This window comes from Novosphingobium sediminis (assembly GCF_007991615.1).
GTDB classification, from domain to species: domain Bacteria; phylum Pseudomonadota; class Alphaproteobacteria; order Sphingomonadales; family Sphingomonadaceae; genus Novosphingobium; species Novosphingobium sediminis.
In genome coordinates, this window is sequence record NZ_BJYR01000023.1 from 1 (window position 1) to 13,419 (window position 13,419).

At 63.6% G+C, this 13,419-nt stretch carries 11 protein-coding genes; 7 read left to right on the forward strand and 4 right to left on the reverse strand.

Annotation, left to right across the window (positions count from 1 at the left end; translation table 11 throughout):
- Positions 1-189: 189 nt before the first annotated feature.
- Together NSE01_RS16935 and NSE01_RS16940 are read left to right on the forward strand one after the other, a co-directional pair.
- Positions 190-1,014, forward strand: a complete 825-nt coding sequence (locus NSE01_RS16935; protein WP_147160833.1) for a MerR family transcriptional regulator — start codon at positions 190-192, stop codon at positions 1,012-1,014.
- Between the two features lie 3 nt (positions 1,015-1,017).
- The gene (locus NSE01_RS16940; protein ID WP_147160834.1) at positions 1,018-2,016 is read left to right on the forward strand and encodes an acyl-CoA thioester hydrolase/BAAT C-terminal domain-containing protein; all 999 of its coding nucleotides are present in this window, start codon (positions 1,018-1,020) and stop codon (positions 2,014-2,016) included.
- Between the two features lie 68 nt (positions 2,017-2,084).
- On the opposite strand, the gene NSE01_RS16945 is transcribed toward NSE01_RS16940, so the two are convergent.
- Positions 2,085-3,095: an NADP-dependent oxidoreductase gene (locus NSE01_RS16945; RefSeq protein WP_147160835.1), complete on the reverse strand. Its 1,011-nt coding sequence runs from the start codon at positions 3,093-3,095 to the stop codon at positions 2,085-2,087.
- Positions 3,092-3,880 (reverse strand): SDR family NAD(P)-dependent oxidoreductase, encoded by a 789-nt coding sequence (locus NSE01_RS16950; protein WP_147160836.1) that lies wholly within the window; start codon positions 3,878-3,880, stop codon positions 3,092-3,094. Before NSE01_RS16950 ends, NSE01_RS16945 begins: the two co-directional genes overlap by 4 nt.
- A gap of 417 nt (positions 3,881-4,297) precedes the next feature.
- On the opposite strand from NSE01_RS16950, the gene NSE01_RS16955 reads away from it, so the two are divergent.
- A complete protein-coding gene (locus tag NSE01_RS16955; RefSeq protein ID WP_147160837.1) occupies positions 4,298-6,769 on the forward strand; it encodes a TonB-dependent receptor in 2,472 nt (823 codons plus the stop codon).
- 43 nt (positions 6,770-6,812) lie between these two features.
- Here the strand turns inward: NSE01_RS16955 and NSE01_RS16960 are convergent, their stop codons facing one another.
- Positions 6,813-7,997, reverse strand: a complete 1,185-nt coding sequence (locus NSE01_RS16960; RefSeq protein ID WP_218033295.1) for an alpha/beta fold hydrolase — start codon at positions 7,995-7,997, stop codon at positions 6,813-6,815.
- A 107-nt stretch (positions 7,998-8,104) separates the two neighbouring features.
- Between NSE01_RS16960 and NSE01_RS16965 the strand changes: the two genes are divergently transcribed.
- Positions 8,105-9,478 (forward strand): MATE family efflux transporter, encoded by a 1,374-nt coding sequence (locus NSE01_RS16965; protein WP_147160838.1) that lies wholly within the window; start codon positions 8,105-8,107, stop codon positions 9,476-9,478.
- Here NSE01_RS16965 and NSE01_RS16970 read toward each other — a convergent pair.
- The gene (locus NSE01_RS16970; RefSeq protein WP_147160839.1) at positions 9,445-10,011 is read right to left on the reverse strand and encodes a TetR/AcrR family transcriptional regulator; all 567 of its coding nucleotides are present in this window, start codon (positions 10,009-10,011) and stop codon (positions 9,445-9,447) included. The two genes, NSE01_RS16965 and NSE01_RS16970, sit on opposite strands and share 34 nt — an antisense overlap.
- Positions 10,012-10,168: 157 nt before the next feature.
- Here NSE01_RS16970 and NSE01_RS16975 point away from each other — a divergent pair, with 157 nt between their 5' ends.
- The 3 genes from NSE01_RS16975 (at position 10,169) to NSE01_RS16985 (ending at position 13,038) form a co-directional block, all read left to right on the forward strand.
- Positions 10,169-11,182 (forward strand): AraC family transcriptional regulator, encoded by a 1,014-nt coding sequence (locus NSE01_RS16975; protein ID WP_147160840.1) that lies wholly within the window; start codon positions 10,169-10,171, stop codon positions 11,180-11,182.
- A 198-nt stretch (positions 11,183-11,380) separates the two neighbouring features.
- Complete coding sequence (locus NSE01_RS16980) at positions 11,381-12,457, forward strand: zinc-binding dehydrogenase (RefSeq protein ID WP_147160841.1); 1,077 nt, start codon at positions 11,381-11,383, stop codon at positions 12,455-12,457.
- Positions 12,458-12,507: 50 nt separating this feature from the next.
- A complete protein-coding gene (locus NSE01_RS16985) occupies positions 12,508-13,038 on the forward strand; it encodes a 2,4'-dihydroxyacetophenone dioxygenase family protein (protein ID WP_147160842.1) in 531 nt (176 codons plus the stop codon).
- The last annotated feature ends 381 nt before the right edge of the window (positions 13,039-13,419 follow it).

A 13,419-nucleotide genomic window follows, 5' to 3' on the forward strand; every position in this document is an offset into this window, starting at 1 on the left:
ACGCCATCTGGCGATGCTACAATTCAACCCCAGTCCGAAGGCCATGACCTACGAACCTATACGAACAGAATTAGTGGGCCGACCTAGTTGACCATGAATGCGGCCACAAAGCCAACTTGGACCGCGGTCAACAATATCCCTGAATTCGGAGCTTGAGGTTGACCCAGCGTCAACCGCTAGACAGGGCGCATGAGTGATTCGTTCCCCATCGATGAAGTTGTCCGCCGCACCGGCCTGACCTCTCGCGCGTTGCGCTTTTACGAGGCGCGCGGGTTGATTACGCCGCTGCGGACCGGTTCGGGCCGGCGATGGTTCGGGCCCGAGGAGCTCGAACGGATCCAGCGCATCGTAGCACTCAAGAAGGCCGGGCTCAGCCTTGGCGACATCAAGCGCCTGTTCGATCGCAAGCCGATCGATCTGGCCGCCATGCTGGGCGCGCAGCGCAAGCGACTCGCCGAACAGGCCGAAGAGATCGCCGACGCCATCGGCCTGATCGACACCGCATTGTCCCGCATCGGCCGAGGCGAGCCGCTCGATGCCGCGACGCTTTGCTCGCTCATTCGTGATGGAGAGAAACTCATGACCGACCAGTCCCAAGCCTGGCAGGACGTGGTGGACCAGTACTACACCCCCGAAGAACAGGCCGATTGGCGCGAGCGCATGGCCGAGGTGCCCGAGTTCAGCCAAGAGGCCTATCAGCAGCAGTGGCGCGCGCTCAGTGCAAGGATCGAGGCGGCGCTGCCGCTGGAGCCGGGCAGCGATGCCGCGCTCGTCTTCGTGCGCGAGTGGTTCGCGCTGCTCGAACCCTTCAGCCGCAACGCGACTCCGGCAATGTGGGAAGGCACGACCCGCATGTATGCGGACATGGCGAACTGGGAAGGCAAGGTCGATCCTGGTTTCAGCAGCCGCGTGTGGGAGTTTATCATGACCGCGGCGCGGGCGGCGATGGACCGGGGCGAGGACATTGGACCTCTGCCGGGGTGGTTCACCCGCCCTGCGGCGCAGGAGAGCTGAGCCATGCGCAAGGCATTGAAACGGGGCGCCATCGCGCTCGGCTTCGGCGTGGCTCTGGTTACCGCGGGCGGGGCATGGCTGGCGGCGCATCCCTGGGGTCCACCGATCGAACTTGTCGATCCGGGAGCAGGCGGCACCCCGATCCGCCTGCCGACGCTGGTCGGCAATTTCTATCCCGGCGCAGGCGAGGGGCGGCGTCCTGCAATCCTGCTGCTGGGCGGGTCGGAAGGGGGGCTCGGCGCTGCGGTTGACGGGCAGGCTCGTCTGCTGGCGCAGGAAGGCTTTGCGGTCTTCGCGCTGGCTTACTACCGCCTACCCGGCCAGCCCAAGCGCTTCGAGTTGGTTCCGCTCGAGACCTTGACCGGCGCGCTCGACTGGCTGAAGGCCCACAGCGGTGTCGATCCCGCGCGGCTCGCGATCATGGGCACCTCCAAGGGAGCCGAAGCCGCGTTGCTGGTGGCAAGCCGGAGGGCAGATATCACCGCTGTCGTCGCAGCCGTGCCCTCGCAGGTCGCGTGGCAGGGGTTCGATTGGAGCTTCGCCCCGGTCAAGACCTCAAGCTGGAGCGAGGGCGGCAAGCCCGTTCCCTATCTGCCGATCACCACGGTGGGCTGGAACGGCGACATCTACGGCCCCGCGCTGGCCGATGCGGCCAAACATCCCGAGGCAGCGATTCCCGTTGAGCGGATCGCCGGGCCAGTGCTGTTGTTGTGCGGTGAGGACGACAAACTGTGGCCCTCCTGCCGGATGGCGCGCGCCGTCAAGGCCCGCCGTGATGAGCAAGGCAATGCGCTGGCGACAACCTTGCTTGCTTATCCTGATGCCGGTCATTTCGGGGTCGGGCCGCAACTGCCAGCCGGTGATAGCGTGCCGGCGATGATCACGATGTTTGGAGGCAGCAAAGAAGGGAACGTCGCTGCCCGCGCCGATGGCTGGCCGCGCACCATCGCCTTCTTGAAGCAGGCGCTGGCCCCTGCTGCCAACAAGGAGACCGATCGATGACGGGTATTGCTGCTGGGCGCGATCGCTCTCGAGGTCATCTACGAACGCTTGGTGGCTGACGAGCAGGTTCAAGCAGAGCGGGCGAAATCGATCACCACTTTGCCCTTGGCCCGCCCCTGATCGAGGTAGGCCATCGCCTCGTTGACGGCCTCGAGGGCGAACGTGTGGTCGACGACCGGCTTGATCGCGCCCGCTTCGACCAGCTTGGCAATCTCGGCGAGTTGGTCACCGTTCGCCCGCATGAACAGGAAATGGTATTCCGCGCCGCGCGCCTTGGCCTTGCGCCGGATGCCCCAACTCATCCCCGTGAACACCAGCCGGAGCAGCGCGTTCAGCCCTTGTGCGCGGGCAAAGGCGGGATCGGGCGGCCCTGACAGCGAGATGAGCATCCCGCCGGGCTTGAGCAGATCGGCCGAGCAGGCCAGCGTGGCGGCATCCTGGCTGGCGATGATCAGGTCCTGCGGCGGCAGGACTGCGGCGAAATCCTGCTTGCGGTAGTCTCCCACATGCTCGGCACCGAGCGATCGGACGAGGTCTGCCCCGGCACTGCCCGCCGTAGTTGCGACGATTGCGCCAAGATGCCGAGCCAGCTGGATCGCCACGACCCCGACTCCGCCCGATCCGGCATGGATCAGCACGCTCTGCCCTGCCGCCACGCGCCCATCCTCGACCAGCGCCTGCCAAACGGTGAGTGCGGTGAGCGGAAGGCTCGCGGCTTCGATCATGGAGATGTTGGCCGGTTTGTGCGCCACATCGGCGGCGGGAACCGCGATCAGTTCGGCCAGCGTGCCGATCCGCCCGTCACGCGGCCGGGCATAGACTTCATCGCCCACCGCGAAGCGCGTAACCCCCTTGCCCAGTTGCACCACGCGCCCCGCTACGTCGTGGCCGAGGATGAACGGCGGCTTGTAGGGCAGCAGGGGCTTGAACGCGCCATCGCGGATCTTGCTGTCGAGCGGATTGAGCGCGGCAGCGTGAACCTCGATCAACACGTCGCCCTCGCCGGGTACGGGATCGGGCACTACGGCAAGCCGCAGCGGCTGCTGCTTGCCGTAGCGATCGAGGAGGTATGCCTTCACTGGGCTGCTTCAAGATAGCGCGGTGCGGGCACCGTCGCGCCAAAACTCGGGACCATGGCAAGGCGCGCACCCTGATAGGCATCCCACTGTGCGCCATCCTGCAGCGGCGGGATGGTAACCGCCTCGCGCCGATCAAACCCGGTGAGCGCGGCATCCACAAGCGCGCCGACGTCCATCAGCGGCGGCACCTGCGAGGGGTCTGCGCCGGCGCGGCTCCAGATTTCGGTGGCGGTGCCAGCGGGCAGCACGGCCTGGACATAGACGCCCTTGGGGCCAAGTTCGTGGGCGAGGCCCTGCGAAAGGAACTGCACAAAGGCCTTGGTCGCGCCGTAAACCGTCTGGCCGAATTCCGGCACCAGCCCGACAACCGAGCCGATGTTGACGATCGCGCCCGCGCCTTCAGCGACGAAGCGCGGGGCGACCGCGTGGGCCAGCCGCAGGACTGCGACGGTGTTGACGCCCACCAGCTGCGCAAGGTCGGCAGCAGTCTGGGCTTCGAACGCCCCGGCAAGCGCCAAGCCGGCATTATTTATGAGCACGCCAATCCGCTTGTCATCGCGCAGGCGCGCTTCGACTTTGGCGACATCGGCGTCCACCGCGAGGTCCGCCTGCATCACATCGATGGTGACACCGGTCTCTGCGCGCAGACGCGCGGCCAGTTCTTCCATGCGATCGGCATTGCGCGCCACGAGCACGAGGTCATGGCCGCGGCGGGCGAAGCGATCAGCATAGGTCGCGCCGATGCCCGAGGAGGCGCCGGTGATGAGGACGGCGGGTTTGGTCATTTCGTGGGTGTCCTTTCGAGACGAATTTTCGAGGGTGATTTTTTGATGACAGATATCATGTTTGTTGGAATATGATGCTCATCATCAATATGTCAATGCGCCCCGCGGAATTTCTCGCGAGCCTATTTTGAGCTGCGGATCAGGCTCACACTCTGTCGTGAAATATCAAATTATATTCACCTCAAGACAAGTCTCTCGCGCTGCATTTGGGCAGTAACCAGCACCACAAGAAGCGGGACAACACCGGCCTGCGGGGGATTGAGGATGCATCTGGCGCATGGGCATAGCCCGGCGCTTGCAGGCGCGGCTGTGCCAAATCGGCAGGCAGCGCCCTGAAGCCACTGCCCCCGGTCCGATCAGAAACAAGCAGGGCGCGGCGGCATTCAAGACCGCGGCGCAGAAAATGGGAGCGGGAAAATGAACAAGACCATCTTGCTGGCGGGTGCCGCCTTCACCACGATTTGCGCCACACCGGCCTGGGCGGAAGCGACCGCCGCGCCAACACCGCAGCCGGAAGCAGATTCTGCCGCCTCTGCGGAAACGGCGGATACGACTAGCGGGCTTCAGGAAATCATCGTCACGGCGCAGGCGCGCGGGCAAAGCCTGCGCACGGTGCCGGTTTCGGTCTCTGTGGTGGATAGCAAGGCGGTCCAATCCAAGGGCCTCAATCGCATCGACGACATCCAGTACTTCGTCCCGAACCTGAAGCTCACCGAGGTCGGCATCACGACAAGCATTTTCATTCGCGGTATCGGATCGGGCGAAAATCAGGGCTTCGAGCAGTCCGTTGGCCTCTACATCGACGGCGTCTATTATGGGCGTGCCAAGGAAGTGCAGGCGCCGTTTATCGATCTCGACCGGATCGAGGTTCTGCGCGGACCGCAGTCGATCCTGTTTGGCAAGAACAGCGTGGCGGGGGCCCTGTCGATCACCACGGCCCGGCCAACGAGCACGCTGAAAGCCGGGCTTTCGACCTCCTACGAGTTCAACGCGCGGGACTTCACCACCGAAGGCCACATCTCGGGGCCGCTGAGCGACCGGATCCGCGTACGCGGCGCACTGCGCTATCGTTCCTCGCAGGGCTTTGATCGCAATCTCGCGACCGGGCGGCGCAATCCGGCGCTCGAGGAAATTGGCGGCCGCGGCACGGCCGAGATTGATGTGACCGACACGCTGACAGCCACCGCCAAGGTCGAGATTTCGCAGTTCAACCGCAAGGGCCGCACCGGCGAAACCTTTGTCTCAGATCCGATCGCGACAGGGCCGTTCAAGGGCCTGACCTATGGCCAGATCCTGTTCAACGTGTTCGGCCAGCCCGACAACGTGCTGGATGAAAAGTTCGATGGCCGCAGGGCCGCAATTGGCGAAACCTCGCGCAATCGGCTTGAGACCTATTCGCTCGGGCTGGACTGGAAGCTGGGCGATTACACGCTCAAGAGCCTGAGTGCCTTCACCCGGCTCAAGTACTACGACAACTGCGACTGCGATTTCACCGGTGCCAACATCTTCACCGCCGGTTTCGACGAGCGTTTTGACCAGACCAGCCAGGAAATCCGGCTGATCTCGCCCGAATACGACAAGTTCGATTTCATCCTCGGCGCCTACTACGGCCATAGCGATCAGCAGTACGCGGACCAGATCGTCGTGCCGAATGGTTCGCTGCTGATTGGCGCGATCAACGCGCAGGCGCCCGGCTTCGGCAACCTGATCGCCGACACCCAGGCGGCCCGCACCGCGCATATCGTGGGTGATGTCTATTCGGCGTTCGCCCAGACCAACATTCACGTCCTGCCGAGCGTCACTGTCCAGCTGGGCGGACGCTATACCTATGATCGCAAGCGCGCCGACCGCTCACTCGCGATCCTCGATATCAATGGGGCCGATCTGTCAGCCGCGCAGTTCGCGGCGCCGCTGGTCTATGCGAACCTGTTCGGCATCACCTCGCAGAACCTTGCGAACCTTGGCCCGGTGGGTGCGTTCTTCATCGGCAAGCTGGGCCAGCTTCCGATTTCGGGCAAGTTCAGCACCAGCCGCTTTTCGCCTGACGTGAAGGTGCGCTGGGAATTCGCGCCGCGCCAGATGGTCTACGCCACGTGGCAGCGCGGCTACAAATCGGGCGGGTTCGATTTCCGCTCGAACAACAAGTCGATCTCGGCGACGCTGGCGGATTCATTCCAGTTCCGCGACGAGCAGGCGACGAACTATGAAGTCGGCGGAAAATTCAGCCTCGGACGCAACGTGCAGCTCAATGTCGCCGCGTTCCTGACAAAGTACAAGGATCTGCAGGTCGCGATCTTCGACGGCATTCTCGGGTACAATGTGGGCAATGCTGCTGCCGCGAAGGTCAAGGGGATCGAGTTCGACGCACGCTGGGCGGTAACACCTCGCCTGTCGATTTCGGCTGCCGGCGCCTTCACCGATTTCAAGTTCACCAACTATCCCAATGGCCAGTGCTATTTCGGCCAGACGCCGACCACCGATCTCAACGGCGATGGGGTGGCTGATCTGTGCAGCTACAACGGCAAGCCGGCTCAGCTCGTTTCGAAGTTCGAAGGGACCGCGACAGTTGACTACACCATGCCGGTGTTCACGGGTTACAAGCTGAACGCAGCTGCGGACGTCTCGTACAAGGGTCGGTACGACGCTTCGCCGCTCTATGATCCCAAGGCGGTGCAGAACGCCTATGCGATGGTGAACCTTCGCCTCGCGCTCTCGCCGGATTCGGAAAACTGGCAGCTGGCCCTGTTTGCCAAGAACGTCACCAACAAGCGCCCGCTGACTTATGGCGGCGCGGTGCCGCTTGCGGCCGGGCTGTTCGGTTCCAATTCCCTGACCGGGATCTTCGCACAGGGACGGCAGATTTCAGTGCAGGCCCGCATGAAGTTCTGAGCAAGCTGCGGGAACCCTCCAGCGGGAGGGTTCCCGTCAGCGATCAAAGCGTCTTGAGGAAGCCGAGCAGCGCTTCGTTGGTGGCCTGCGGCTGTTCCTGCATGATCCAGTGGCCGCATTCGGGAATGATCACCGCGCCGCGCAGGTCGGTCATCACCTCGCCCGCGCGGGTCCGAGCCTCCTGACTCCACACCGTCACGATATCGCGGTCCCCGCCGATATAGAGCGCAGGCACGGTGAGCGGCGTGCCCTGATGCTGGCCGAGCGTTTCCCAGTCCAGTTCGGCATTGTGGTAGTAGTTGAGCGGCCCGCGCAGGCCGCTGTATTCGAGTTCCGCCACGCAGAAATCGAGCGAGGCCTGATCGAGCCACTGCGGCAGCACGTCCGGCAGCTCGAGCACCGAGCCCAGCGCCGATCCCTGCGGCACCGCCATGGCTGCGCGCACCAACTGGCGCACTATTTCATCGGGCAGAGTGGTGAGGTCGATCCCGGCGAGTTCGGGCGGCAGGGGGCGGTCGGCAGAGAGCGTGTAGAGCGTGGAAGTAAGCCAGTTGCGGATATCGCGCTCGGCCTCCGCTGCGGCAACATCGCCGGGAAGCGTGAAGTATTCGTGGTAGAACATCATCCCCGGCCCGGCGAGTTCGCGCACCGCCTGTTCGGGCCGCTTCTCGCCAAACGGGTTGCCGGGCAGGCAGGCAATACCCCGTGCGCCGAACGGCAGACTGAGGCCCGCCACCGCGCGGAACACTTCGGGCCGGGTCCACGCCGCCGTCCAGGCAATCGGAGCGCCAAGATCGTGGCCGACAATGATGGCATCGGTTTCCCCCAGCGCGTGGACTACGCCGACGCAGGTTTCGACCATGGCGTTCACCCGGTAGGCGGTGGGGGCCGTCGGCTTGGAGGAACGGCCATAGCCGGGCATGTCCATCGCCACGGCGCGATACCCGGCTGCTGCCAGCGCCCGCATCTGGTGCCGCCACGAATACCATGATTCCGGGAAGCCATGGCACAGCAGGACCACCGGCCCGGTCGATCCGGCCATGGTGAGGTGAATGCGCAGGCCATTCGCCTGAACGCTGCGAGTTTGCCATTCCGAGTGCATCGCCGTGGAGCCTTCCGATCTGTGATGAAACAGGAGCGCGCGGCCTGCGCACAGCAAGGCGCGCCCGCTTTCCGGCGCGAAAGGATGGCAGAAGCCCCGCAGCAGAGCTTGCCTTCCCGTGACCATTATTTTGCATTTCACGACCTGGAGAACGCATGCGCAGCGTGCTGTCAGGAAGCGTAAACGCGCCTTGACTTTTTATGTTGAACATCATGTATCGGCGGTCCTGAGCCATGACAGAAACGTCCACACCCGCCACCGCAACCCGGGCAGACCTGCGCACGCAGCGCCTGCTGCAGGCTCCGATCGTGCCGCTGCTGCTGGCGATGGCTTGGCCGAATATCCTCATCATGGTGGCGCAATCCTCCACCGGACTGATCGAGACGTGGTTCGTCTCGCGGCTCGGCACCGATATGCTGGCGGGCATGGCCCTGGCGTTCCCGCCGGTGATGCTGATGACGATGATTTCCGCCGGAGCGATGGGCGGGGGCATTTCCTCGGCCGTGGCGCGGGCGATTGGGGCCGGACGGCGCGACGATGCCGATGGGCTGGTGCTCCATGCGCTGGTCATCAACACCGCCATCGGCCTCATGTTTTCCGCAATCTTCCTGCTATTTGGCCGTCCGATCTATCGGGTGATGGGCAGCAGCGGCGGCGAGCTTGAAGCGGCGCTTGTCTATTCGACCATCGTGTTCGGCGGGAACGTGTTCATCTGGATCATGAACGCGCTTGCCAGCGTGATCCGGGGCACCGGCAACATCCTGTTTCCTGCCGTGGTGATCTGCATCGGCCTCGTGTTCCTCGTACCGCTTTCGCCGCTGCTGATCTTCGGCTTCGGACCGGTTCCGGCGATGGGCATTGCCGGCGGCGGGGTCGCGATGATCCTGTTCTACGTGTTCGGCACGGCGGCGCTGGCCTGGTACATCCTGGCGGGGCGCTGCTCGGTGCGGTTCCGTTGGGTCCGCCTGCATCGCACGGCGCTGGGCAGCATTCTCGGGGTCGGCGCGATTTCGGCGATCACATCCATCCAGACGAACCTCACCATCGGTGGCGCAACCGCCCTTGTCGCCTCTTTTGCAAGCGTTGGCGCGGTGGCGGGATACGGCACCGGCGCGCGGCTCGAATATCTGCTTGTGCCGATGATCTTCGGGATCGGTGCGCCGCTGGTGGCGCTCGTCGGTACCAATATCGGTGCGGGCCAGCAGGAACGGGCGGTGAAGATCGCGCTGGCGGGCGGCGCAATGGCCTTCGGGCTTACTGAAGCCATCGGCCTGATCGCCGCAGTCTGGCCGGGTGCCTGGCTCGGCCTGTTCAGCACGGACCCGGACATGATCCGCACCGGCAGCGCCTATCTCCGGATGGTCGGACCGTTCTACGGCTTCTTCGGGCTGGGCCTCTCGCTCTACTTCGCCTCGCAAGGGGCCGGGCGGCTGACCTGGCCGTTGATGGCGGGCTTCGTACGCATCTTCATCGCGCTTGGCGGCGGTTGGATGCTCGTGCGCCTGACTGGGTCTGTGGACGGCCTGTTCGCCGGAATTGCACTAGGACTGGTAGTCTATGGCCTGACCATCTTTCAGGCCGTCCGTTCGGGCACATGGTTCCGCTGATCGAGCCAACGCAGCGTTTCATCCAGCAGTTCGTGCGACAAGGGCGCATCGCCCACCGCGCGGGAGAGTACCAGCGCGCCGACCATGGCGGACCACTGCCCTATGGCAGCGCGGCGGCGTTCTTCGGCGGTCGAGCCCGGGATAGCCTCCGCAAGGCGCTCGATCTGGCTTTCAATGCCCTTGGCCATCGCTGTTCGCGCGTCAGGCGTCTGCTGGCCCATGAGGCCAGCGAGGCTCGCGACCGGGCAGCCGAGCGCGGGTTCGTCGCGGTGCTTTGGTGAAAGGTAGGTCTGCTGCCACGCGGCCAGATCGTCGATCGGCCCTTCGCCGCGGGCCAGGAGGTGCTGAAGCACCTTGGCGATCAGATCGTCCTTGGATTCGAAGTGGCCATAGAAGCCGCCATGCGTCAGCCCGGCTCCCTTCATCACATCCGCCACGGTAACGGCATCGAAGCCGCGTTCGCGAAACTGGCGGCTGGCTTCCTCAAGGATACCCGCATGATTGGCCGCCATCTGCTCGCGACTCACTCTCATTCCACGTAACTCCGATCGGGCGAACCCGCTTCATGTTCAGCATCATATATAATGGGCATCGCAGAAAAATGCCACTCTGCCTTGTGGTCATGGCAGCAGGGCGACGCGCACAAAAACAAGATTGATAAGAAGCGAATTTGATTTAGCTTTTGACGACATGGACCTGATCAGCGGAACCGTCTTGCTGCACTACATCCCGCTCGTGAAAGAGTTGGGAGGCGATCCCGAGGCGCTGCTCACCGGGCAAGGGATCGATGTGGCGGCGGCAGGCTGCCCGGACCGGCTGGTCAACTACACCGACGTGGCAACGCTGATGGGCGTGACGGCGGACGCGCTCCGCCGCCCCGATTTCGCCATGCGGCTGGCACAGCGGCAGGGCGTGCAGAGCCTCGGCCCGGTGGCCGTGCTGATCCGCCATGCCGCCACCGTGGCCGATGCGCTCGATGGAGTGTGCCGCTACCTCTATCACTGCGCGCCGCCCGATATCGCCAAGCTCGAACGGCGCGAGAGCACCGCCGTGTTCACGCTGGAAATCGCGCTGCGGCAGATGGCGTTCCGCGATCACTGGATCGAGAAGGGCCTCGCGCTTACGATGGATGCGCTGCGCCTGATGCTCGGCGATGATTTCGCGCCGATCCGCGTGACGATGCAGCACCGCGCAATGTCGCCGCGCGAGGTCTACCGCGACGTGTTCCATTGCCCGGTGGAATTTGCCTGCGAACACAATGCCATCCACTTCCCGCTGGCGATGCTGAGCAAGCCGATCCCCGGCCGCGATCCGACAATCCTTGCGCTGGCGGAAAACTATCTTTCGCAAGTTGCCGGGGCGCTGCCGCTGGTTGAGCATGTGCAGGAACTGATCCACCGCATGCTCAAGATCGATCAGGCCAGCCTAGCGAGCGTGGCCAAGGCGATGATCGTGCACCCCCGCGTGTTGCAACGGCGGCTGGCCGAGCAGGGGACGACATTCGAGGCGATCCTCGATGGCGTGCGCAAGGATATGGCATGGCAATTGTCGGGCCGGATCAACCGCGTCTCGCAGATCGCTGCCATGCTCGGCTATGCTGAACAGTGCGTCTACACCCGTGCTTGCAAGCGCTGGTATGGCATGACCCCGCGGCAGCTCATTGTTTCGCGGCAGAACCGGCAGGCCGTCCTCGCCAGGTCCTGAGGCCGATGTAAAACTGCGTCGTCAAAAATCAAATTTTCTTCGTTGAAAGGCAAGCTGGAACGACCTTCAGCCGGTATCGTCCTATCCACTGAACAAAGCGCACGCCATCCGATGCCGCTGCAGGGACAGGACTGAAATGATCAAGACGCTCTCAACGCCGAGCTGCCGCACCGGCCGCGCTCAAACGGGCATGCGGTAATGCGCGCCGTTGTCATGCAATCGGGCAAGCTGGCGGTCGAGGAATTCGCGATCCCGCAGCCCGGCCCCGGCGAAGTGCTGGTCAAGACCCTAGCCTGCGGCATCTGCGGCAGCGATATCCACTGCGTCGCGCATGGCCGGGAACTGCTCGACAGCGCGAAGAAGGTCGCGGGGATCGATCTGTTCGGTTTCGACGACAAGGTCATCCTCGGCCACGAAATCTGCGCCGAAGTGCTTGAATACGGGCCTGATTGTCGCAAGACGCTGGCCCCCGGTTCGCGCGCGGTTTCGGTGCCGTTCCTGCTGCGCGATCCACCGGCCTCGCTCGTCTTCGGCAGCCCGCAATCGCCGGGTGGCTACAGCGAATACATGCTGCTGTCCGAACCCTTCCTGATGCCGGTGCCGGACCATGTGCCCAATGATCTGGCGACCTTGGCAGAACCGCTGGCCGTGGCCATCCACGCCGTCGGCCGCGCTAATCCGGGGATGAAGGACGTGCCGATCGTGATCGGCTGCGGCCCGATCGGCCTTGCCGTGATCGCGGTGCTCAAGGCCCGCGGGATCGGCCCGATCGTCGCGGCAGACTTCTCGCCTTCACGCCGCGCCATGGCGCATCGCATGGGCGCCGATGTGGTCGTCGATCCGCGCGAAACCTCGCCCTACGACAGCTGGAAGGCGCTGGCCGGTGCCACGGACGTCGCCGATATCGGACGTCAGACGCAGATGTTCCCCGGCCATGCCTATCGCCAGTCGATCGTGTTCGAATGCGTCGGCATCCCCGGCATGATCCAGCAGATCCTGAACGGGGCGGCGCCGTGCAGCAAGATCGTCGTGGCCGGATTGTGCATGGAACTGGACCAGTTCTACCCGTCCTACGGCATCATCAAGGAAGTCGACCTGGTCTTCTGCATCGCCTTCACGCTGGAGGAATATGCGCAGGCCTTCAGCATGATCGCCTCCGGACAGCTCGATGTCGCCCCGCTGATTACCGGCCATGTTCCGCTGGACGGCGTGGAAGACGCGTTCGCGCGGCTCAAGGACCCCGAACAGGACGTAAAGATCGTGATCGTCCCGTGAACACCAGCCTCGCCGATCACGGCAGGCCCATTCCATTGCAGGAGACCAGCATGACCCAGACCAAAGCTGCCAAGAACGCGCCCGTCAGCTTTTTGCCGCAGGACGAGCTCCTGACGCTCAACGTCAACGATATTCCGATCCTCAAGGATGGCGCCGGCCCCGGCATCAGCTTCCAGCCGCTGATGATCGATGCGGAAGCGGGGGTCTGGGTCGTCATGGGCATCTTTGCCCCCGGCATCACGATGCCAACCCACCTTCATACCGGTTCGGTCCATGGCTACACGCTCAAGGGTAGCTGGTTTTACAGCGAGTATCCCGATCAGGTGCAAGTGCCGGGCTCGTACCTTTATGAGCCCGCATCCTCGATGCACACCTTCGAAGTGCCGGCGACCAACACCGAGGACACCGTCGTCCTGTTCATCGTGCACGGGTCCAACATCGGCTTCACCGATGATGGGCAGTTCCATTCGACGCTCGATGCCGCAACCGTGCTGGATCTGATCAAGATGTGGACCGGCGCGAACAAGGGCGTGAAGGTGCCGTACATTTCGGGCGGCAAGGCACACGCAATCGAAGGATAAGTTCCCTTTGCCGCAACTGCGGCCCGAGCGAATTGATCACACACCGCCGACACCATGCCATGGGTGTCGGCGGAACATGCTCGATGCCGTCCGCGCCCACGTTGGAAATCGGCTGATTTCGGTTCGCGCAATGGTCGTCGAAAAGGTCGCAGGGCAGGGGGTGTTGACGAGAGTTGGCTAATAAAGAAATTTGATATCAATTGCTTATAGCCCTGCCAAAGAGCTCTCCGCCGCTACCTAATTTCCAAATGGCAACAGTGATTTGCGTGGTCCGAGATGGTGAAAATCCAGTCGCAAGGCTTATCACATGGTTTTGGGCTGTGCTGGGCGGTCAATCGCGCAGCCGAGCTACGGGCGCTGGGTAGCCAACATTTTATCAGT

Coding starts and splice junctions, on each gene's coding strand:
- NSE01_RS16970 (WP_147160839.1), bottom strand. CDS start 10,011: ATGAGAGTGAGTCGCGAGCAGATGGCGGCCAATCATGCGGGTATCCTT.
- NSE01_RS16935 (WP_147160833.1), top strand. CDS start 190: ATGAGTGATTCGTTCCCCATCGATGAAGTTGTCCGCCGCACCGGCCTG.
- NSE01_RS16940 (WP_147160834.1), top strand. CDS start 1,018: ATGCGCAAGGCATTGAAACGGGGCGCCATCGCGCTCGGCTTCGGCGTG.
- NSE01_RS16965 (WP_147160838.1), top strand. CDS start 8,105: ATGACAGAAACGTCCACACCCGCCACCGCAACCCGGGCAGACCTGCGC.
- NSE01_RS16955 (WP_147160837.1), top strand. CDS start 4,298: ATGAACAAGACCATCTTGCTGGCGGGTGCCGCCTTCACCACGATTTGC.
- NSE01_RS16985 (WP_147160842.1), top strand. CDS start 12,508: ATGACCCAGACCAAAGCTGCCAAGAACGCGCCCGTCAGCTTTTTGCCG.
- NSE01_RS16950 (WP_147160836.1), bottom strand. CDS start 3,880: ATGACCAAACCCGCCGTCCTCATCACCGGCGCCTCCTCGGGCATCGGC.
- NSE01_RS16960 (WP_218033295.1), bottom strand. CDS start 7,997: ATGGTCACGGGAAGGCAAGCTCTGCTGCGGGGCTTCTGCCATCCTTTC.
- NSE01_RS16975 (WP_147160840.1), top strand. CDS start 10,169: ATGGACCTGATCAGCGGAACCGTCTTGCTGCACTACATCCCGCTCGTG.
- NSE01_RS16980 (WP_147160841.1), top strand. CDS start 11,381: ATGCGCGCCGTTGTCATGCAATCGGGCAAGCTGGCGGTCGAGGAATTC.